This window comes from Flavobacterium ustbae (genome assembly GCF_003946915.1).
In the GTDB taxonomy this organism is placed as follows: Bacteria; Bacteroidota; Bacteroidia; order Flavobacteriales; family Flavobacteriaceae; genus Flavobacterium; species Flavobacterium ustbae.
This window is the reverse complement of the sequence record NZ_RPOC01000013.1, coordinates 21532-41038: the sequence shown is the minus strand read 5'-3', so window position 1 is coordinate 41038 and position 19507 is coordinate 21532. Positions and strand designations below refer to the sequence as shown.

At 33.6% G+C, this 19507-nt stretch carries 23 protein-coding genes and 3 tRNA genes; 17 read left to right on the top strand and 9 right to left on the bottom strand.

Going from position 1 to position 19507, the window contains the following annotated elements; translation table 11 throughout:
• Positions 1-2 precede the first annotated feature (2 nt).
• From EG814_RS15585 to EG814_RS15555, 7 genes are all read left to right on the top strand, one after another.
• Positions 3-707 (top strand): 16S rRNA (uracil(1498)-N(3))-methyltransferase, encoded by a 705-nt coding sequence (locus EG814_RS15585; protein WP_125722824.1) that lies wholly within the window; start codon positions 3-5, stop codon positions 705-707.
• A gap of 157 nt (positions 708-864) precedes the next feature.
• Entirely contained in the window at positions 865-1503 is a 639-nt protein-coding gene (locus tag EG814_RS15580) for a DUF4159 domain-containing protein (RefSeq protein WP_125722823.1), read from the top strand.
• A 10-nt stretch (positions 1504-1513) separates the two neighbouring features.
• Positions 1514-2011 (top strand): TrmH family RNA methyltransferase, encoded by a 498-nt coding sequence (locus EG814_RS15575; protein ID WP_125722822.1) that lies wholly within the window; start codon positions 1514-1516, stop codon positions 2009-2011.
• Between the two features lie 298 nt (positions 2012-2309).
• Positions 2310-3269, top strand: coding sequence for a zinc metalloprotease (locus EG814_RS15570; RefSeq protein ID WP_125722821.1), 960 nt, complete (start codon positions 2310-2312; stop codon positions 3267-3269).
• Between the two features lie 108 nt (positions 3270-3377).
• Complete coding sequence (locus EG814_RS15565; RefSeq protein ID WP_125722820.1) at positions 3378-4469, top strand: AI-2E family transporter; 1092 nt, start codon at positions 3378-3380, stop codon at positions 4467-4469.
• Between the two features lie 3 nt (positions 4470-4472).
• Positions 4473-5654: a THUMP-like domain-containing protein gene (locus EG814_RS15560; RefSeq protein ID WP_125722819.1), complete on the top strand. Its 1182-nt coding sequence runs from the start codon at positions 4473-4475 to the stop codon at positions 5652-5654.
• A gap of 4 nt (positions 5655-5658) precedes the next feature.
• Complete coding sequence (locus EG814_RS15555) at positions 5659-6228, top strand: hypothetical protein (protein WP_125722818.1); 570 nt, start codon at positions 5659-5661, stop codon at positions 6226-6228.
• Here EG814_RS15555 and EG814_RS15550 read toward each other — a convergent pair whose 3' ends face one another.
• The 3 genes from EG814_RS15550 to EG814_RS15540 all read right to left on the bottom strand — a co-directional run bounded on the left by EG814_RS15550 (position 6229) and on the right by EG814_RS15540 (position 8723).
• Positions 6229-6876: a M15 family metallopeptidase gene (locus EG814_RS15550; RefSeq protein ID WP_125722817.1), complete on the bottom strand. Its 648-nt coding sequence runs from the start codon at positions 6874-6876 to the stop codon at positions 6229-6231.
• A 243-nt stretch (positions 6877-7119) separates the two neighbouring features.
• On the bottom strand, positions 7120-8007 hold the full coding sequence (locus tag EG814_RS15545) for a fatty acid desaturase family protein (protein ID WP_235830987.1): 888 nt from the start codon (positions 8005-8007) through the stop codon (positions 7120-7122).
• A 386-nt stretch (positions 8008-8393) separates the two neighbouring features.
• Positions 8394-8723 (bottom strand): helix-turn-helix domain-containing protein, encoded by a 330-nt coding sequence (locus EG814_RS15540; RefSeq protein ID WP_125722815.1) that lies wholly within the window; start codon positions 8721-8723, stop codon positions 8394-8396.
• Positions 8724-8841: 118 nt separating this feature from the next.
• Here EG814_RS15540 and EG814_RS15535 point away from each other — a divergent pair, with 118 nt between their 5' ends.
• The 3 genes from EG814_RS15535 (at position 8842) to EG814_RS15525 (ending at position 10251) form a co-directional block, all read left to right on the top strand.
• The gene (locus tag EG814_RS15535) at positions 8842-9111 is read left to right on the top strand and encodes a hypothetical protein (RefSeq protein ID WP_125722814.1); all 270 of its coding nucleotides are present in this window, start codon (positions 8842-8844) and stop codon (positions 9109-9111) included.
• A gap of 42 nt (positions 9112-9153) precedes the next feature.
• A complete protein-coding gene (locus EG814_RS15530) occupies positions 9154-9357 on the top strand; it encodes a hypothetical protein (protein ID WP_125722813.1) in 204 nt (67 codons plus the stop codon).
• 120 nt (positions 9358-9477) lie between these two features.
• The gene (locus tag EG814_RS15525) at positions 9478-10251 is read left to right on the top strand and encodes a ThuA domain-containing protein (protein ID WP_125722812.1); all 774 of its coding nucleotides are present in this window, start codon (positions 9478-9480) and stop codon (positions 10249-10251) included.
• 60 nt (positions 10252-10311) lie between these two features.
• Here the strand turns inward: EG814_RS15525 and EG814_RS15520 are convergent, their stop codons facing one another.
• From EG814_RS15520 to EG814_RS15505, 4 genes are all read right to left on the bottom strand, one after another.
• Positions 10312-10830 carry an STM3941 family protein gene (locus EG814_RS15520; protein WP_125722811.1) on the bottom strand — a complete coding sequence of 173 codons (519 nt, stop codon included), beginning with the start codon at positions 10828-10830 and terminating at the stop codon, positions 10312-10314.
• 153 nt (positions 10831-10983) lie between these two features.
• Positions 10984-11057 (bottom strand) — tRNA-Arg (locus EG814_RS15515).
• Between the two features lie 31 nt (positions 11058-11088).
• A tRNA-Pro gene (locus EG814_RS15510) sits at positions 11089-11163 on the bottom strand.
• Between the two features lie 14 nt (positions 11164-11177).
• Positions 11178-11261, bottom strand: a tRNA-Ser gene (locus EG814_RS15505).
• Positions 11262-11508: 247 nt separating this feature from the next.
• Between EG814_RS15505 and EG814_RS15500 the strand changes: the two genes are divergently transcribed.
• From EG814_RS15500 to EG814_RS15490, 3 genes are all read left to right on the top strand, one after another.
• A complete protein-coding gene (locus tag EG814_RS15500) occupies positions 11509-12687 on the top strand; it encodes an acetyl-CoA C-acyltransferase (protein ID WP_125722810.1) in 1179 nt (392 codons plus the stop codon).
• Between the two features lie 68 nt (positions 12688-12755).
• Complete coding sequence (locus tag EG814_RS15495) at positions 12756-13517, top strand: C40 family peptidase (RefSeq protein WP_125722809.1); 762 nt, start codon at positions 12756-12758, stop codon at positions 13515-13517.
• Between the two features lie 24 nt (positions 13518-13541).
• Positions 13542-14603, top strand: coding sequence for an SMI1/KNR4 family protein (locus EG814_RS15490; protein WP_125722808.1), 1062 nt, complete (start codon positions 13542-13544; stop codon positions 14601-14603).
• Between the two features lie 227 nt (positions 14604-14830).
• On the opposite strand, the gene EG814_RS15485 is transcribed toward EG814_RS15490, so the two are convergent.
• Positions 14831-15676, bottom strand: coding sequence for an AraC family transcriptional regulator (locus EG814_RS15485; RefSeq protein WP_125722807.1), 846 nt, complete (start codon positions 15674-15676; stop codon positions 14831-14833).
• 115 nt (positions 15677-15791) lie between these two features.
• Here EG814_RS15485 and EG814_RS15480 point away from each other — a divergent pair, with 115 nt between their 5' ends.
• The 4 genes from EG814_RS15480 to EG814_RS15465 all read left to right on the top strand — a co-directional run bounded on the left by EG814_RS15480 (position 15792) and on the right by EG814_RS15465 (position 18566).
• A complete protein-coding gene (locus EG814_RS15480; RefSeq protein WP_125722871.1) occupies positions 15792-16778 on the top strand; it encodes an aldo/keto reductase in 987 nt (328 codons plus the stop codon).
• A gap of 313 nt (positions 16779-17091) precedes the next feature.
• Positions 17092-17697: an NAD(P)H-dependent oxidoreductase gene (locus tag EG814_RS15475; protein WP_125722806.1), complete on the top strand. Its 606-nt coding sequence runs from the start codon at positions 17092-17094 to the stop codon at positions 17695-17697.
• A gap of 2 nt (positions 17698-17699) precedes the next feature.
• Entirely contained in the window at positions 17700-17978 is a 279-nt protein-coding gene (locus tag EG814_RS15470) for a putative quinol monooxygenase (RefSeq protein WP_125722805.1), read from the top strand.
• Positions 17979-18101: 123 nt separating this feature from the next.
• A complete protein-coding gene (locus EG814_RS15465; RefSeq protein WP_125722804.1) occupies positions 18102-18566 on the top strand; it encodes a DUF3291 domain-containing protein in 465 nt (154 codons plus the stop codon).
• 90 nt (positions 18567-18656) lie between these two features.
• On the opposite strand, the gene EG814_RS15460 is transcribed toward EG814_RS15465, so the two are convergent.
• On the bottom strand, positions 18657-19364 hold the full coding sequence (locus tag EG814_RS15460) for a class I SAM-dependent methyltransferase (protein WP_125722803.1): 708 nt from the start codon (positions 19362-19364) through the stop codon (positions 18657-18659).
• Between the last annotated feature and the right edge of the window lie 143 nt (positions 19365-19507).

The window sequence follows — 19507 nt, the reverse complement described above, 5'->3', positions numbered from 1 at the left end:
TCATGCAATTATTTTTTAATCCGAATATTGACGAAACAACCGAAAGTTTTTCTTTTGATAAAGAAGAAAGCCGTCATATTATAAAAGTTCTCCGCAAGAAAGATTCAGACATTCTTCAGGTTACCAATGGTTCTGGATTATTGTTTGAAACTCAGATTACATTAGCTTCCGACAACAAATGTACGGTTGAAGTGCTTTCTATAAAAAATGCCGAAAAACCAAAATTTCACTTGCATTTGGCTGTTGCTCCAACCAAAATGAACGATCGTTTTGAATGGTTTTTGGAAAAAGCAACTGAAATTGGAATTCAGGAAATTACACCTATTTTTTGCGATCGTTCTGAACGAAAAGTAATCAATCGCGACCGTTTTGAAAAAATTATTCTTTCGGCAATGAAACAATGCAATGAAACTTTTCTTCCCAAATTGAATGAAGCGATTTCGTTTAAAGAATTCATTAAACAACAGCAAAATGGCTTGCAATTGATTGCGCATTGCGAGGAAACCGATAAAAAATCATTAAAAGAAGTTTTAAAACCAAATGAAGACGTTACTATCTTAATTGGTCCAGAAGGCGATTTTTCTGAAAAAGAAATTGCATTGGCTTTAGAAAACAATTACAAACCTGTAACTTTAGGAAATACGCGTTTAAGAACAGAAACCGCAGCTGTTGTAGCTTGCCATAGTGTGGTTTTCTTTAATGAATAAAAATTAAAAATTTAGGTTTGTCATCCTGAGGAACGAAGGATCACACACGTAAATAGACAAAGATTGGCAAATTCTGTACGGAGTTTCTTGTGTGATCCTTCGTTCCTCAGGATGACAAAAAGCATCTCAAGGAAAATGAAGCAAAAAATATAATTAAATGAAAAAAATATTTTACTTATTATTACTTTTTTCAACTGTCTCTTTCTCACAAGAAATTGCTTTGCTTAAATACAGCGGCGGCGGTGACTGGTATTCTAATCCGACTTCATTACCTAATTTGATCGCTTTTTGCAATGCTAATATTTATACGCGTATCAAAAGCAAACCTTCGACTGTAGAACCAAGCAATCCAGATTTGCTTTCGTATCCGTTTGTGCACATGACGGGTCACGGAAATGTTGTTTTTAGCGATGCAGACGTAACCAATTTGAGAAATTACCTGACTGCTGGAGGTTTTCTGCATATTGATGACAATTACGGAATGGATCAGTTTATTCGAAAAGAAATCAAAAAGATTTTCCCGAATAATAATTTAATGGAAATTCCTGCCAATCATCCTATTTTTCAGAAACCATTTCCTTTTCCTGGCGGATTGCCAAAAATTCACGAACACGATGGAACGCGTCCGCAAGCATTTGGAATTTTTATAGACAATAAACTCGTGTTATTATATACTTACGAATGTGATTTGGGCGATGGATGGGAAGATGCCGAAGTGCACAACGATCCTACGAACGTAAGAGACAAAGCGCTAAAAATGGGCGCCAACATCATCAATTATATTTTTACCAATTAAATTTTAGAAAGTGCAGTTAACTCACGAAGAAAATCAATTTGAAAGAAAAACATTTCCAATTACTTTAGTATGCGATCATATTTACTTTCAGCAGAATATTGGTTCTTTATTTAGAATTTCTGAAGCTTTTGGAGTTGAAAATATTATCTTTTTCGGAAAAGATATTCCGCTTACGCCTCGTAAAATAAATAAGACTTCTCGCAGCACCCATCTTCATGTGCAGCATTCAGTCATTGAAGACTTTAGCGAACTTCGCTCTTATTTGATTGATCATAACTTTGAAATCATTTCTTTAGAAATTGCTTCAAACAGTAAACCTTTAAAAAAAGTTAATCTTCCTGAAAACAAAAAAATTGCCCTTTTGATCGGAAGCGAGATTAACGGAATTTCAGATGAACTTCTACAACTTTCGCATCAAATTGTGCATATCAATATGTTTGGCAAAAATAGCAGCATGAATGTAGTACAAGCAGCAAGTATTGCGCTTTACGAGATTACTTCACTTTAGTTTTTATCATAGAAAATCTTTTCTTTTTTCTCAAATACTAAAAATGAGAATGCATATTACTGATTATTAATTCGATGAAAAGCAAATTTCATCGTCAAAATACTTCTTTCAAAACACAAAATAAGAAAATACATCATAATATTTTTAACTCAATTTTTGTAGGAATCAATGTTTGTAAGGTGTCGTAAAATTTCTCACAAATTATTCTTTGTAATATTTTTCTACAATTCATTTTTGTTATAAAATTGCAACGATATTTAACTAATCAACATTTTTATAACAAAAAACCCAAATTATTATGAAAAAAGTTATTATTACCACATTTGCCGCATTAATGCTATTTGCTTGTCAAAACGAACAATCAGAATCTGCTGATGCAGATGCAACTGTTGCTTCTCGTAGAGGCTGTGCAACACAAGAAGTTCTCGAAGCTCAATTAAAAGCTGATCCTTCATTGGCTATTAGAATGAACGAGATTGAGACTTTTACAGTAAATCATGCAGGTTCTACTTTTACGGGCCGTTTGGTAAATGGAAAAATCGAAATTCCAGTTGTAGTAAATGTTCTGTATAGAACAACTGCACAAAATATTTCGAATGCACAAATTCAATCGCAGATTGATGTTTTAAACAAAGATTTTAATGCTTTAAACTCAGATTACAATAATGTACCAGCATTGTTTTCAGGAGTTAAGGCCAACATCGGAATTACATTTGTTTTAGATCAAGTTATTAGAAAATCGACGACTAAAACTTCTTGGGGAACAAATGATGCGATGAAAAAAACTGCTCAAGGCGGAATTGCTCCTACTTCTCCAACTACAAAATTAAACATGTGGTCTTGCGCAATTGGAGGCGGAATTCTCGGATATGCTCAATTTCCTGGCGGCGCTTCTTCAACTGACGGAGTAGTAATTGACTCTCGTTATTTCGGTTTATCTGGATCTGCAAATGCTCCATTTAACTTAGGAAGAACGGCAACACACGAAGTAGGACACTGGATGAATTTACGTCACATCTGGGGAGATGCAACTTGCGGAAGTGATTTAGTTTCAGACACTCCAACTCACAATACTGCAAACTATGGTGTTCCTTCTTACCCACATTACAGCACTTGTTCTGGCACGCCTGTAGAAATGACAATGAACTATATGGACTATGTTGATGATGCAGCGATGTACATGTTTTCAACAGGGCAGAAAAACAGAATTTCAGCAATTTTTACAACTGGAGGAGCTAGAGCCTCATTTGCACAATAATTGTTAACAAAATACAATTATAAAGCGAGATGAATTTGATCTCGCTTTTTTTGTTTAACCCTAAATTTTAAAATGCTTTTTTCTATATTTATAGTCTAAATTTTAAACATGATCACGTCTAAAACTATTTCGAACGGAATTTTAAGAGCTTTAGCTACAATCTTAATAATTGGTATCGTTTTATATTTTTTATATGAAATTCAAACTGTAATTGTATACTTATGTATTTCTTTAATTTTATGTTTAATTGCCAATCCGCTGGTTTTATTTTTAAAAAACAAACTTAAATTCAGCAATTCTCTGGCGGCCACGTGTACAATTATATTGTTTATTTTCCTGATAGTAGGTTTTATCTTATTGTTTGTTCCTTTAATTATTTCACAAGCCAATAATTTAGCCCTTTTGGACACTGCTCATTTACAGGATAAATTTATAGAGACCGAAAAACATCTTGAAGAATACTTTAATATTCAACATATTGACTTAAATAAAGTTATAAAAGATTCTAAACTTACGTCTGTTCTAGATTTTAGCTATTTTACCAGATTTATAAATTCGATTATCAATTTTATGGCCGATATGGGAATGGGATTGGTGTCGGTGTTTTTTATCACATTCTTTTTTATTAAAGACCAGGATATTTTTAAAGATCAAGCGAGAAGAATACTTCCAGATTCAAATGAAGATAAAATTTTGAATTCTATTACAAAAATTAATCATTTACTGACTCGATATTTTATTGGTTTGTTATTACAGCTTATTGTTGTATTCATTCTATATCTTATTGTATTGCTAATCTTCGGAAATAAAAACGCTTTTGTAATTGCTTTTTTATGTGCTATTCTAAATATTATACCTTATCTAGGACCAATTATTGGAACAACTCTGGCTGGAATTTTAACCATGATCAGTATGATTGGACAAGATTTTCAGTCTGAAATATTGCCTAAAACAATTTATGTGGTTATTGGCTTTTTGGTAGTTCAAGCGATTGACAATAATGTAAGTCAGCCGATAATTTCATCAAAAAGCGTAAATTCGCATCCGTTAGAAATATTCTTGATTATTTTAATTAGCGGTATTACATTCGGCATTGTCGGTATGATCATCGCAGTTCCGGCTTTTACGATGATTAAAGTGATTTTAAAAGAATTTTTTCCAAACAATAAAATTGTATCCGTATTAACCGAAAGAATCTAAAAATTGAATACTTCTATTTTGCATCAAGATATACAGGAATTTATTAAAAAAAATACTGATGCAGATATAACAAAATTGGCGCTCCAAAAAAATCCGTTTCCAGAAGTGGATTGGATTTTGATTTTAAATCAAATTGAAGCCCGAACAAAAGCAAAGGAAAAACTCCCGACTTGGTTTGCTACAGAAAACGTTATGTATCCAAGTAAAATTTCTGTAGAACAAACTTCTTCAGAAAAGACGGCAGCTTACAAAGCATCTTTAATTTCTGGACAAACCTTAATTGACTTAACAGGCGGTTTTGGTGTTGATGATTATTATTTTTCGAAGCAATTTAAATCGATAACACATTGTGAAATAAATGAAGATTTATCAGCAATTGTCTCGCACAATTTTAAACAGTTAGAAGTTGAAAATTGCACCTTTTTTGCTGGCGATTCTATTCATTTATTAGAAAAAGAAAATCAGAAATTTGATTGGGTTTATATTGATCCTTCGCGAAGAAATGACAGCAAAGGCAAAGTTTTCATGCTGAAAGACTGTCTGCCAAATGTTCCTGAATTGCTTGATTTTTATTTCGAAAAGTCAGATCAAATTTTAATTAAAACAGCTCCTTTATTAGATATTTCAGCAGGATTATCAGAATTAAAAAATGTAAAAAACATTCATATTGTCGCTTTAGAAAATGAAGTTAAAGAACTGCTTTTTGAAATTCACAAAAATTATTCTGGCGAAATAACTTTAAAAACCGCTAATATTTTAAAAGAAAAAACAGAAACTTTTGAGTTTGTTTTAGGCGGAGAAACCTCGTCTTTATCGTATGGCTTACCTAAAAAATATCTGTACGAGCCAAATGCTGCTATTATGAAATCGGGAGGTTTTGACGAAGTAAGCAGCACTTTTCAAATTGATAAACTTCACAGACATTCGCATTTATATACTTCAGATGATTTAATTGATTTTCCCGGAAGAAAATTTGAAATTCAAAAAGTCATTTCGTACAATAAAAATGAAATGAAAAACGAATTGGCCAATAAACAGGCGAATATTACCACTCGAAATTTTCCCGAAACGGTAGAAAACATTAGAAAAAAGTGGAAAATAAAAAATGGAGGTAATTTGTATTGTTTTTTTACAACTGATTTAAAAGATAACAAAATAGTTTTAATTTGCACCAAAATAAACTAATACAATGAAACAACTAATTACACTAACTCTTTTTTTATTGACTTTTACCGCATTTGCACAAAAACCATGTGAATATAGTGCAAATGTAAATGACTCAATTGGAAGCTATAAAGTAACCAATGAGTATCTTATGAGCGAGAAATATTTTGGAGGAAACTTTAATTATATCTTCTTTTCATTAGCCCAAACTGATGGACTGCCTACTTTAAACTTACAGAGCATTCAAAAAAGTAAAGATTTTATTAAAGCCAATTGTTTTGATAAAAATTCGAAAATCTTTCTACAATTAGAAAACGGAAAAATTGTAACCTTGATGCATATTGATCAAGAAAACTGCGGAACTTTAATTCGTGATGAAAAAGAAGGGTTTAACAATCGTGTAAATACAGGAATTTTTATGTTTATGAAAGATAATTACGAGGAACTAAAAAAGTCGCCTATCTCAATTATGCGTGTAAAATATCTAACCAATATTGAAGATTACATTGTTAAAAGAGAACTTACCTCTGAGTTAACTGGAAAGGTTACAAATCCTAACACCTATTTCATGGAAAACATTCGATGCATTGAATAATTAATCGCATTTCCATTTCTGGTTGGACACTTTATCTTTTAAACCTGTTTTTAAATTATAATGCCACCACTCCGAATCAAACGAATTGAAGCCATTTTTAATCATTGTCTTTTTTAGATACGCTCTTTGCGAAAGAATCTCTTTGGAAAGCTGTTTAAAATTATGACTGGCTCTGATTCCAAAAAAATCAAAAGAAGTTCCCATATCCACTTCTTTTCCTGTTATATCAACTAAAGAAATATCTACGGCTCCTCCTCTATTATGGATGGAGCCTTTTTTTGGATCTGCTACATAAATAGGATTCGAAACGATTTCCCACATTTTTTTCTGAATATCTAAAGGTCTATAACAATCAAATATTTTGATTCTGTAGCCTTTTTTCAAAAAATCTTTATTGGCAGCAATTAATGCTTTCACAGTTTTTAAACGAAGCATGCATTCAGCACAATCGTAAACTTTAGTTTTTAGAAAATTATCTTCGGTCGCATATTTCATATCATATACAAAATCATTGCTATAATCTCGTAGGTTTACAAATGTAGTATCTGAGATTTTGATTTCTGCTGGAGCTGTATAAGTTTCGTTTTGAGCTTGCAGAGAGCTAATTCCTAAAATAAAAAATAGTAAAGTTTTTAATGTGCGATTCATTGCCATATGATTTAAAAAATTGAAGTTAAACAAAAAATATTAAAAACCGATTCCTGTAAAAAACAATAAAATTAATGTCTATAAATTTTCAGAATCTAAATTGACGGTTTTTAAAGAAGATAATTTTGATATTGAAATTAAAGATACGTTTTTAAAAGATCTGAAGAGAAAAAAGCAAAATGCTGAAATTAAAAAATAGTATAATCATAAAAAAAGCGGTTTAAAAAACCGCTTTTTTTATGATTATATTTCACCTGTAACTAATATATTTTCTTTCACTCCTTTGTTTTTCAGCATTCTAAAATGAGAACGAACAGCCTGATAAAACGGATAGGAGGTATAAGGCAAATTATATTCTTCTGCATAGCGTCTTATAATTGGCGTTATATACGGATAATAAGTATGTCCAACAGCTGGAAAAAGATGATGTGCAACGTGATGGGTAAACCCACCGTATAAAAAATTAGCAAGCTTACTTTCTGTACTAAAGTCTTTTGTAACAATCATTTGATGCACAACCCAAGTATCAGAAAGATTTCCTTCTTCATCTGTATTCGGAAAATGAGCATCTTCATCGACATGAGTCGAAACCAATGCCACCACACCAATTGCACTGCCACACATATGCATAGACAGCCAAGCAAACAAAACCATATGCCAAGGCTGGTTTAAAAGCATCATCGGAATAAATAGTAAATAAATAAGATTCACAATTTTAGCCACAAAAAGCCTGTAAACTTCCTGCCTTGGAATCTTATCTACCACTTTTCTCACATAATTATCTTTTTTACCAAAGAAGTCTTTAAAATCTCTTATATAAAGCCAGTTTAGACTATAAAGGGGATAAATAAACCACATGTAAATATGTTGGTATTTGTGATAATTAAACAGTGGACTGTTGGGAAATATTCGAATAATATCACTTTGCTTGATATCGACATCCCAATCGGGTACGTTTGGATAGGCATGATGCAGGCTTATATGACGGCGCATCCATAGCCAATGATTGCTCCCAAAGAGTTCTAAAACATATAGGAACCATTCATTATGCTTTGGTTTTTTAAACAAAGCTCCGTGTGCAGCATCATGAAAAGCATTTATAAATAAAACAATCATTGTAATGCCAGACAAGATGTAAAAAAGAAATAATAAGGGAGTCTGGTTCCCGAAAATTAAAATACAGGCGTAGAACAAAAAAAACACTGCCAGAAGCCCTAAAGACTTCACAACATTTAACATGTACAAGGACGAGTTTTTTAAGACCGTTTCATTCACTTCTAAACGCATCTTTTTAAAAAAATCATCCGCTTCTGGTTTAACATAAACCGGTCGTTTTAATTTTTCCATATTGGTTACTGCTAGAAATTGTTAACCAAATTTAATAAAAAAAAGCTTAACATCTTAGCAATGACTTAGTTAAAAATCAGCTTGTTTAAACGAAAAAACCACTCTAATAAAGTGGTTTAATTAATACTGTAAAATTAGAATTGTTAGATATTCTTGGAATCTAATTTGGACTATTCCTCAAACTTTTTGTCTGCCAAACGCAATCTTATATTATGAATACGGTTTTCTATCTCTTGTAAATCATTCAAAATAGTCTGCTTTTCATAAACTGCTTCAGCTTCATTAACCATATTCTGCTCATCGGGAGCAAAAAGATCATTCAAATCCACATCTGGAAAATTTTTACTTAGGCTAATAATAAATTCAGAGCCAATATTAGCCGTTCCATGTAAATATCTTCCAATCATTGCAGGGCTAAATCCTAAGATTGCCCCCACTTCTTTTTGCTTTAATCCTTTATCCTTAAAGAATTTGCTTAGTTTCTCGTTATACATCATCATTAAAATTCAAACAAAATATAGCTAAAATATATTTTTTAACATTAAAAAGAATAATAAATATAATAATAATCTTACATTTATCCAAACCAAATTTATGTAAATAATAATTAACAAATATATGTCAAAATTAATCAATAATAGCAATTTTAAAGAAGATAATTCTCACAATAAAAAAGCTTATGAATTTATAGATAAGCATTTACCAGCAACCTATGTAGATCTTACTATTGCTTGTATTGTCAAAAATGGCAAACCAGCTCCAAGCAAAGCATTAATTAGAAACGTTAGAAATAAAACAATATCCAGAAACGATATTTTACTTGCATTGGTAGAAGTGGCAAATGAAAACAAGCAGGCAATTGAAAAAATAAAACTTTTGACCTCATAAACCGATAAATAGTGTAAAACCATTCAACTCAAGTTTTAATTTATGACAACTCAAAACGCCAATAGAAAAGAAACCAGCCAATCAGATTCCATTCAAAAGCAATTTGAAATTTCACCTTTAAACAAAACTAATTTAGAAAACTCACCTTTCAAATACGGAATGAGTTTAGAGCAATATAAAGAGGGTCTTGAGATCCATTCCAAATGTTTCAATCAAATGAAATATGTAAAAAAAATAATCACTTAGATTGGGTTTACTAACAAAAACCCAATCTAGTACATCAATAATTTTTATCTCAAACTATTTAGCTTAAGAAAATTTCTCTTTTTTGTAATTTGCATTACTATGAGTTTAAAAAAGCTTTTCATGAAAAACTCCCTATTTTATATTCTACTTGTTTCGAGCTGTATTTTGACAAAGGATTGTCTGGCTCAAAAACAAACAAAATCACGTTTTAAAGCTTTGGTTTTATATGAAAATGGCGGACATCATCTTGATTTTACAAAAGCAGCAAAACCATGGCTTAACAAACTCGCAATCGACAGCAGTTTTACCATTGATTATATTGAAAGTACAAAAACAATAAATAAAGCGCTTCTAAAACAATACAAAGTCTTGATACAATTAGATTATCCTCCTTACACTTGGAGCGAAGAATCGATGCAGGCTTTTCAGGAATACATGAGTAGCGGGCAAGGCGGCTGGATTGGCTTACACCATGCAACTTTACTCGGAGAGTTTGACGGATATCCAATGTGGAAATGGTTTTCTGATTTTATGGGTGGAATCAAATTTAAGAATTACATTCCAGATTTTGCAAGTGGTAAAGTTACTATTGAAGATAAATCGCATGCCGTGACGCAAGGTCTTCCATCTGATTTTCTCATCAAAAAAGAAGAATGGTATATTTATGATAAAAGTCCGCGTCCGAATGTTCATGTTCTAGCTTCGGTAGACGAATCTAGTTACGTGCCGGATTCGAAAATAAAAATGGGAGATCACCCTGTAGTATGGACAAACAATAATTTTGCTTCTCGAAATATTTATATTTTTATGGGACACTCGCCAGAATTATTTGAAAACGAAGCTTACACTACTCTGCTTCGAAATTCTATTTTTTGGACTGCCGAAAAAAAGTAATAAAAAACATAGATAAAATGCATAAAAAAACGCCACTTAATATAGTGGCGCTTTACTTTTTTATTTTTTCCAATAGTTTAAAAATAGATCATACAAAGCTTTTGCATCAATATCAATTTCTGAAGCGGAGTACATTATATTCAATTTAGAATTTTGCTCATCATAAGCCATTTTCCAAAAAAACTTAGAAACACGACCATCATACTTTGCTACATTGTCAATTGTAACAGCAACCAAAGTGTCACCTCCTACTTTCTGTAATTGCACATCCGTAACATCTTGCCATTCTATTCTTCCAAAAGCTTTAGCCACTGGAGTCGTTCTTCCAGAAAAGCCACTTGGATCTATATGAATTAATGGAGATTTATCTTTTACGCTTGCAAGCATTTTAAATGTCAAAAGAAGCATTATCAAAAGAATTGCGCCAGAGGCAATCGATAGCTTTATTTTAAATATTCCATCAAAAGTCCCGATGCCGTATAAAACTGTGATCGCTAATAAAACACTGATTCCGCTAGCATACAAAAGTAAGCTTCTGGTCTTCTTAACATTTCTGTACAAATTTGTTTCTTCATTCATGGGTCGCAGTAAAATTTTTTATTTGTTATTAGAATTAAATGAAGATGCAATTTACTGCAAAATACTTTTAAAAAGCCAGAAACACCCGTAAACATTGAGTTTTTTTTTATTTGTTAAAACAAAAAAGCCACTCAAATTGAGTGGCTTTTGTTGTGATCCCAGAAGGATTCGAACCTTCGACCTACGCATTAGAAGTGCGTTGCTCTATCCAGCTGAGCTATGGAACCATTTGTTTTAAAACTTATGGCAAAGTTTCTGTCGGGGTGGCAGGATTCGAACCTGCGGCCTCCTGCTCCCAAAGCAGGCGCGATAACCGGGCTACGCTACACCCCGAGGCAAAATTTAAGCGGAGAGACAGGGACTCGAACCCTGGCGACGGTTACCCGTCGACAGATTAGCAATCTGCTCCATTACCGCTCTGGCACCTCTCCAAGCTCAAGAAACGTGTTCTGTTTTGCGGTTGCAAATGTAAGACAACATTCCATATCTCACAAGTATTTTTGCGCTTTTTTTAAACTTTTTTTCATCTTTTTTCAAAAAGAGTTCACAATCAAACAAATAGAATTAATAAAAATTTCATGTTAATTTAAAATTTGTTCCAATTCAACCAAAATTTGAATTTATTCAAATAAACCGTAAATTTGCTTATTAACTATATTAACTAATATTACACAGAACATGAGCAAAAGAGTTGTTATCGTTTCTGCCGTTAGAACACCTATCGGAAGTTTCATGGGAGGGTTATCTACCGTACCCGCACCAAAATTAGGAGCTGCTGCTATTAAAGGCGCACTTCAAAAAATTAACCTAGACCCAAAATTAGTTGATGAAGTTTTTATGGGTAACGTAATTCAGGCAGGTGTAGGACAAGCTCCAGCGCGTCAGGCAGCTCTTTTTGCCGGATTATCTGAAGAAGTTGCTGCTACAACAGTAAACAAAGTTTGTGCATCTGGAATGAAAGCTGTAATGTTCGCTGCTCAGGCAATTGCTTGCGGAGACGCAGAAATTGTGGTTGCTGGAGGAATGGAGAGCATGAGTTTGATTCCGCATTACGTGCAAATGCGTGCCGGAAACAAATTTGGCCCAGCTACAATGCTTGACGGAATGCAGAAAGATGGTTTGACAGATGCTTACGATAACAACGCAATGGGAGTTTGCGCTGATTTATGTGCAACTGAATATAAAATCAGCCGTGAAGAACAAGATGCTTTCGCCATCCAGTCTTACGAAAGAAGTGCAAAAGCCTGGGATGCCGGAAAATTTGACAACGAAGTTGTTCCTGTTGAAGTACCGCAAAGACGCGGTGAACCGATTATCTTTTCGAAAGACGAAGAATATACCAACGTTAAACTAGATAAAATTCCTTCTTTAAGTGCAGTTTTCACAAAAGACGGAACTGTTACTGCCGCAAACGCTTCAACGATCAATGACGGAGCCGCTGCTTTAGTTTTAATGTCTGAAGAAAAAGCAAATGCTTTAGGATTAAAACCTTTAGCTTACATAAAAGGCTATGCCGATGCTGCTCAGGAACCAAAATGGTTTACTACAAGCCCGGCAAAAGCATTACCAAAAGCATTAGACAAAGCCGGAATTTCAATTTCAGATGTGGATTATTTCGAATTCAACGAGGCTTTCTCTGTTGTTGGATTAGCTAATGCAAAAATATTAAATCTTGATAACGATAAAGTAAACGTAAACGGTGGCGCTGTTTCTCTTGGACATCCTCTTGGAGCTTCTGGAGCAAGAATCATTGTTACTTTGTTAAACGTTTTAGAACAAAACAATGCTAAAACTGGAGCTGCAGCGATCTGCAACGGTGGCGGTGGAGCATCAGCAATTGTTATCGAAAGAGCTTAAAACAATATCAATAAAAATCAGGAGTTATACTATATAATTCCTGATTTTCAACTTATAAATTTCCATACATGTTCGGAATCTGCAATCTTGCCATAGTACCCGTTCGAGCTGAAGCTAGTGATAGAAGCGAAATCGTAACACAGCTTTTGTTTGGAGAACACATCGAAATTTTAGAACGCCATAACCAATGGGCTAAAATTCGGATTCAGTTTGACGACTACGAAGGCTGGGTCGATTCTAAACAATATCAGGTAATCTCAAAAGAGCAGTTTGATCAATTAAGCAAAGAGGCCATAATCTTAAATGCCGATTTAATTGATTATATAACAGCTCCAAATAATCTTTTACTTCCAATTCCGTTGGGAGCTTCGTTGTCTTTTCTAAACAATAACGAGATAAACACTTCTAGTTTTGATTTTGAAGGAACCAAAACAAGTGGCATAAAACCTAAAAGCGCGCTCATCAAAACTGCCTTTATGTACTTAAACGCACCCTATTTATGGGGTGGAAAAACGCCTTTCGGAATCGATTGTTCTGGTTTTACTCAAATGGTTTACAAATTAAACGGCTATAAAATTCATCGTGATGCGTCACAGCAGGCACTTGAAGGCGAACCTTTAAGTTTTATTGAAGAATGCGAACCAGGTGATTTAGCTTTTTTTGATAATGCCGAAGGAAATATCATTCACGTCGGCATCATTATGGAAAATAATTACATCATTCATGCAAGCGGAAAAGTTCGTATTGACCGTTTGGATCACTCCGGAATTTACAATCCTGAATTAAATAAACACACACATAATCTACGCGTAATTAAGAAAATCATCTAGTTTAAACTCCTCAAAAAAGCAGCAATGACAAAAATTGAATTATCCAAAACCGGCTTTCAGATTAACAATATAAACATCGAATTCCCAATTGATATCACAGTTTTAAAACAAGCTTTAGGAGATTCTAGACACATTCAAAAAAAGTATAATCACGTTTACACTTGGGACAATCAAGGCATTATGGCTTTTTCTAAAGAAGGAGATCAAATAGAAAGTCTTGCTGTCGAATTTGAAGTTAGGGAATATGATTATTGCGCAAAAAGCATTTTTAGTGGAGAATTTATTTTCGACGGAGAAGAATTATTTCACTACTACGAAAACAATAAAAAACAGCTTGTCAAACTATTTAAAGGTGACAGAAGCGGTGCTTTTATCCTAAATGGAATCAGCGTTTGGTTTGATAAAGAAAATGGTAAAATCACAAGTTTGAGTATTTCTCCTCGCGAAGAAGAAAAAGAAGAAGAGAAAAAAATCCCTGCTCCTGTAGATCCAACATTCCAATTCTTTCAGCCTCTTTGGAAAGAATGGATTTCTGAAATCAATAAAATTGTTTCTGAAAACAATGATTATTATAATCTTGCAAAAGGAATTTCAGAAGAGGATATAAAAAATCATTCGGTTATCGAAGACGAAATAGTCATCCCTCCTGCTCTATTAAATTTTTATAAAGTTCAAAATGTCGATTACGATGCTGTAACTGCCGTTTTTCAATTTGGAGTTAATAATTGGAGTTATGATTTAATTCCGTTTGAAGACATTGCAGAAGAATGGATTTCGATACAAGATTTACAATTTGACGAAGACGATCTTCCAGAACAAGAAATAGATTTCGAAAAAATCAACACCGACAATTACGCCAACCCAAAATGGATTCCTTTTGCTACAGGAAGAAACGGCGATTATCTGGTTTTTGATACAGATCCCGCTTCAAAAGGAAAATACGGCCAAATCATCGAACTACAAAACGAATCTTGGTCAAGAGAAATCGTAGCCAATTCTCTAGAAGAATTAATTCAAAACGAAATTAACAATCTTAAAAACGGCAAAACCGAACATTTTGATTTTATTATTGGAAAAGAAAGATAAAGTACGCTGATAAAACGAATTAGCTTTCGCTAAGAGGCGGATTTTACTGATTTTTTTTTTTCTTCCGCAGATTTAGCAGATTAAACAGATTTTTTTAGAATAAATCCGCACAATCTGCTAAATCTGCGGGAGAAAAAATTATCAAGTCACAAGAAAATCCTCTATAATTAATTTAATCTGTGGCAAAAAAATTAGTGAAATTCGAGCAATTCGTGGCGAATAAAAAATCAAGCACTCAACCGAATCGTTTTCCTAAATTCAGAAGGACTATATCCCTTTTGTTTTCTAAAGAATTTATTAAAATGGCTTTCATCCGTAAAACCAAATTCATACGCAATTTCATTAATTCGCTTATCGCTAAACTGCAGTCGATGTTCAATCAGTTTCGTTTTATAATTACTGATATATTGCTGCATCGTTTCGCTCGCATGTTTCTTAAAATAACGTCCTAAATACGTATTCGAAATCCCGAAATAATCACTTATTGATTCCGCTTTAATCTTTTCAGGATAATAAATATTGTTCTGAATATACTGCAGAATATCCATCGCTTTAGCTTCCGTACTAATAGAAACCTGCTCCGGAAGATATTTAGCAATATTTCTCGCCACAATAATAATCAGCGTATTCACCAACTGCTGAATCAATTCCTGATTGTAAACATCTTTATCCTGATGTTCACGACAAATGGCTTCAACCATCACTTTTACCAGACATTTATCAGGATCATTTTTTAAAATACAGCCCGGCTGATGATTCGCATTTTGAAGAATATATTCTAATCGCTGAATATTTTCATTCTGCAGACTCGAATTTTTCAAATAAATATCATTAAATCTTAAAAAGAAAAATTTCGTTTTCGTTTCAATCGTAAAATTATGGCAATCCTCTGGCGTCAATAAAAACAAATGACCTGGATCATACGTAAAAATATTTTTATTGATACATTGAGAACCAGTTCCTTCTAAAATATAAACCAGTTCAAAAAAATTATGACGATCCCCAACATCTGGATATTCACTCAGCGTTTCAAACGAAACCGTAAAAGGCTCATATAAATTTTCTTTTTTCATGTCGAAATTATTTGAAGATGCAAATATACCTAAAAGAGACAAATATATACCAAATACAACTCATAAAAACGGTATAATTTTGCCCTATCAATTTTTAACAGAAAAAATCACAATCATGGAATATAGAAAATTAGGCAACTCAGAACTAGAATTATCAGCTATAACATATGGCGCATTTGCCATTGGCGGAACCATGTGGGGCGGAACCGAAAAGAAAGATTCAATCGACTCAATTCACGCTTCTATCGACAATGGCGTTACCACAATCGACACCGCTCCTTTTTACGGATTTGGTTTAAGCGAAGAAATGATTGGCGAAGCCATTAAAAGCGTAGATCGTTCTAAAGTGCAGTTATTAACTAAATTCGGTTTAGTTTGGGACGGAAGCAATAACGGGAAAGGCGATTTCTTTTTCGACGCCGACGACAACGGTAAAAAAGTTCCGATTTATAAATATTCATCCAAAGAAAATGTAATCAAAGAAATCGAAGACAGCTTAAAACGCCTTCAAACCGATTATATCGACTTACTGCAAATTCACTGGCCAGACGCTACAACACCAATTTCTGAAACTATGGAAGCGGTAGAAAAACTAATTCAACAAGGAAAGATCAAAGCTTTTGGAGTTAGTAATTACAATATTGACCAAATTAAGGAAGCGCAAAAAACAGTTCAAATTGCTTCAAATCAAGTGGCGTACAGCATGCTAAACCGTTCAATCGAAACCGATTTAATTCCGTTTACAGTTGCAGAAAACATCGGAATCATTGCTTACAGTCCGATGGAAAGAGGTTTATTAACCGGGAAATATTTCACCGATAGCAAACTAAAAGAAAACGATCATAGAAACGGCTACTTCGGAAAATTCGATTTGCAACAGGTAAAAACTTTAATCGAAGAATTGAGTTCTTTAGCCAACGACAAACACATTTCGATTTCCCAACTGGTGCTGCGCTGGACAACTTTACAAAAAGGAATTTCGATAGTTTTAGCCGGAGCCAGAAACGCAGAACAAGCTATTTCAAACGCCAAAGCATTAGATTTTGATCTTTCCGCTTCAGAATTAGACTTCATCAATCAGGCAATTTCAAAAGTAAAATAATACTTTTCTTTAATATTTTAAACACATAGAAACATAGGTTTGCTTTGCGCTTAAAGGCGTTTCACTTGCATCAATTCATCCCGAAGCTTCGGGACTATGTGTTAGAAACTAGTTTCTTTCAATTCCCTTTTTTTTGAGGGAGAAAAAAATCTATGTTTCTATGTGTTTAAAAAAATCTCAAACAATTAAAATAATTTGGGTGTGTCCCAAGGGTCGGGCTATCCGTTACAATCTTTTGTGGCGAACCCCGCCACAAAAGGATTTCCACTTCTATCCCTCACACATCCGTTTTCAAAAGAAGTAACAGTTAAAAATGAAAAAGATATTTATTATAAACGGCGGGCAGAAATTTGCCCATTCAGGAGGACAATTCAATAAAACCGTTCAGGATTGGACAGTTGAATTCCTTTCTAAAAACAACAATTACGAAATAAAAACAACCCACATAGAAGACGAAATCGATCTTCAAAAAGAGGTCGAAAAATTCGTTTGGGCAGATTTAATTATCTATCACACACCAGTTTGGTGGTTTCAAGTACCCAACCTTTTCAAAAAATACATCGACGACGTTTTCACACAAGGACACAACAACGGAATCTACAAAAGCGACGGAAGAAGCCGTGTAAATCCCGACATCAACTACGGAACCGGCGGATTACTGCACGGACGCAAATACATGCTGACCACAAGCTGGAACGCACCCGCAACAGCTTTTACGCTTCCGGGAGAATTCTTCGACGAAACTTCTGTTGATGACGGCGTAATGTTTGGTTTCCACAAAATGAACAAATTCACCGGAATGGAACGCATAAACGGATTTCATTTTCATGATGTCGAAAAAGGCGCTACCCCAGAAAATATCGTTATCTTTAAGGAGAATTACACGAAACATTTAGAAGAAACTTTTAAATACTTATAATTATGATTTCAATTACTGCCATCTTAAAAAGCAAGCCTGAGAACTTAATTGAAGTTCAAAATATGCTGACGCATCTGGTAACCGAAACGAGAAAAGAAGCCGCTTGTATTCGTTACGATTTACATACTTCAGAAAATGTTTTTATTCTTTGGGAAGAATGGAAAGATCAGATTGGTTTAGATTTACATAATGAACAGCATTATTTAAAAGAGTTTATTCAAAAAACAGAAAACTTAGTTTCAAGCCCAATTCAGGTTTACAAAACAGCTCAGATTTTATAAGTTTTTCCGCCAAGAATTCACGAATTTTATTTTTTAAAATCTATACGCAAAGTTTTTAAAATAATTCGTGAATTCGTGGCGAATAAAAAACTAACTTACCACAAAATCAGAACTATATCAATTATGAGCAACTACCATCTTGCTGAAATTAATATTGCCAAAATGAAAGGCGTCGACATAAATGACCCAATCATGAAAGAATTTGTAGACAATTTAGATACTGTAAATGCTTTAGCCGAACAAAGCGAAGGTTTTGTCTGGAGACTAAAAGACGATACCGACAGTTACAATGCTACAAGTTTGAATCCGTATAATGATGAGCAGATTATCATCAATGTTTCTGTTTGGGAAAGTATCGAAACTCTGGAATATTATATGTATAAAACATTCCACAGCGAATTTCTCAAACGCAGAAAAGAGTGGTTTCAAAAATTCGGAAAAGCGCACACCGCCATGTGGTGGATTCCGAAAGGACAAATTCCAACAATGGAAGAAGCAGTTGAAAAATTAGATTACTTGCAGAAAAACGGCCCGTCAGAATTGGTTTTCGATTTAAGAACCAAATTTCCAATGCCCGTTGATGCTTAGATTTTTTATAGCCACGAATTCACGAATTTCATTTTTTAAAATCTATACGCATAGCATTTAAAATAATTCGTGAATTCGTGGCTATTTTTTTTACTTAATTCCTCCGAAAGCACCGAAACACATATTTTTGTGTAAAATTTCGACTTTAGAAAAACCCACTTTTTTCATCAAATCTAATTGGTAATTCATTGATCTTGGCGAATCTTCTTTTTCTATATAATCCAAAACTTTTTGTCTGTATTCAGCTCCGCCAATTCCTTCTAAATAATCACCGTAGATTTTCCAAGTGTAATCGTTTAATATTTCAGTTTCCTGCGTAATCAAGTCAGAAATCATTAGACAACCTTCTGGTTTTAACAATTTAAACAATTTAGCAAAAGTTGTTTCCCAATCCTCGTAATCTCTTAAATGATGCAAAACCGCTCCCGCCAAAATAAAATCAAAATGATTTTCTGGTAAATCTACTTCGCGTATATCTCCCTGCTTCACTTCAACTCTACCCGACGTTTCTGCCGAAACTCTTTCTAAAGCCTTATCCAACATCGGTTTACTTAAATCGACCAAAGTGCAATTCAAGTTCGGAACTTTCGAAAGCATTTTCAAGGTATAATTTCCTGCTCCACAACCAATATCCAAAACATTTTCGGCATTCGGCTTAATTCTTTTGCAGGCTTCTGTAATTAATTCCAATGAAATTGTCGCATCGATAGTTGCAACTTGACCTGTCTCTAAATTGGCAAATCGCTCGACATCATGGTCAAAACGTTCTCTGATTTCTTCAATAGTTGATTTTTTCATTTTTATTTTTAGGTTAAAAGTTATTGGTTAGAAGTTATGAGTCTTGTTCGTTTAACGCTTAACGTTTAACTCCTAACTCTTAACTTCAAAACTAGCACTTCAATATATACTTTAAAAATACTATTTTTATCAATTAATAATAC

Bases quoted from the DNA above. Each gene is read 5' to 3' on its own strand.
- EG814_RS15460 (WP_125722803.1), bottom strand. From the start codon at position 19,364: ATGAAAAAATCAACTATTGAAGAAATCAGAGAACGTTTTGACCATGAT.
- EG814_RS15580 (WP_125722823.1), top strand. From the start codon at position 865: ATGAAAAAAATATTTTACTTATTATTACTTTTTTCAACTGTCTCTTTC.
- EG814_RS15570 (WP_125722821.1), top strand. From the start codon at position 2,310: ATGAAAAAAGTTATTATTACCACATTTGCCGCATTAATGCTATTTGCT.
- EG814_RS15470 (WP_125722805.1), top strand. From the start codon at position 17,700: ATGATTTCAATTACTGCCATCTTAAAAAGCAAGCCTGAGAACTTAATT.
- EG814_RS15520 (WP_125722811.1), bottom strand. From the start codon at position 10,830: ATGAATGAAGAAACAAATTTGTACAGAAATGTTAAGAAGACCAGAAGC.
- EG814_RS15585 (WP_125722824.1), top strand. From the start codon at position 3: ATGCAATTATTTTTTAATCCGAATATTGACGAAACAACCGAAAGTTTT.
- EG814_RS15540 (WP_125722815.1), bottom strand. From the start codon at position 8,723: ATGATGATGTATAACGAGAAACTAAGCAAATTCTTTAAGGATAAAGGA.
- EG814_RS15550 (WP_125722817.1), bottom strand. From the start codon at position 6,876: ATGAATCGCACATTAAAAACTTTACTATTTTTTATTTTAGGAATTAGC.
- EG814_RS15535 (WP_125722814.1), top strand. From the start codon at position 8,842: ATGTCAAAATTAATCAATAATAGCAATTTTAAAGAAGATAATTCTCAC.
- EG814_RS15495 (WP_125722809.1), top strand. From the start codon at position 12,756: ATGTTCGGAATCTGCAATCTTGCCATAGTACCCGTTCGAGCTGAAGCT.
- EG814_RS15480 (WP_125722871.1), top strand. From the start codon at position 15,792: ATGGAATATAGAAAATTAGGCAACTCAGAACTAGAATTATCAGCTATA.
- EG814_RS15490 (WP_125722808.1), top strand. From the start codon at position 13,542: ATGACAAAAATTGAATTATCCAAAACCGGCTTTCAGATTAACAATATA.
- EG814_RS15565 (WP_125722820.1), top strand. From the start codon at position 3,378: ATGATCACGTCTAAAACTATTTCGAACGGAATTTTAAGAGCTTTAGCT.
- EG814_RS15555 (WP_125722818.1), top strand. From the start codon at position 5,659: ATGAAACAACTAATTACACTAACTCTTTTTTTATTGACTTTTACCGCA.
- EG814_RS15485 (WP_125722807.1), bottom strand. From the start codon at position 15,676: ATGAAAAAAGAAAATTTATATGAGCCTTTTACGGTTTCGTTTGAAACG.
- EG814_RS15525 (WP_125722812.1), top strand. From the start codon at position 9,478: ATGAAAAACTCCCTATTTTATATTCTACTTGTTTCGAGCTGTATTTTG.
- EG814_RS15465 (WP_125722804.1), top strand. From the start codon at position 18,102: ATGAGCAACTACCATCTTGCTGAAATTAATATTGCCAAAATGAAAGGC.
- EG814_RS15500 (WP_125722810.1), top strand. From the start codon at position 11,509: ATGAGCAAAAGAGTTGTTATCGTTTCTGCCGTTAGAACACCTATCGGA.
- EG814_RS15475 (WP_125722806.1), top strand. From the start codon at position 17,092: ATGAAAAAGATATTTATTATAAACGGCGGGCAGAAATTTGCCCATTCA.
- EG814_RS15530 (WP_125722813.1), top strand. From the start codon at position 9,154: ATGACAACTCAAAACGCCAATAGAAAAGAAACCAGCCAATCAGATTCC.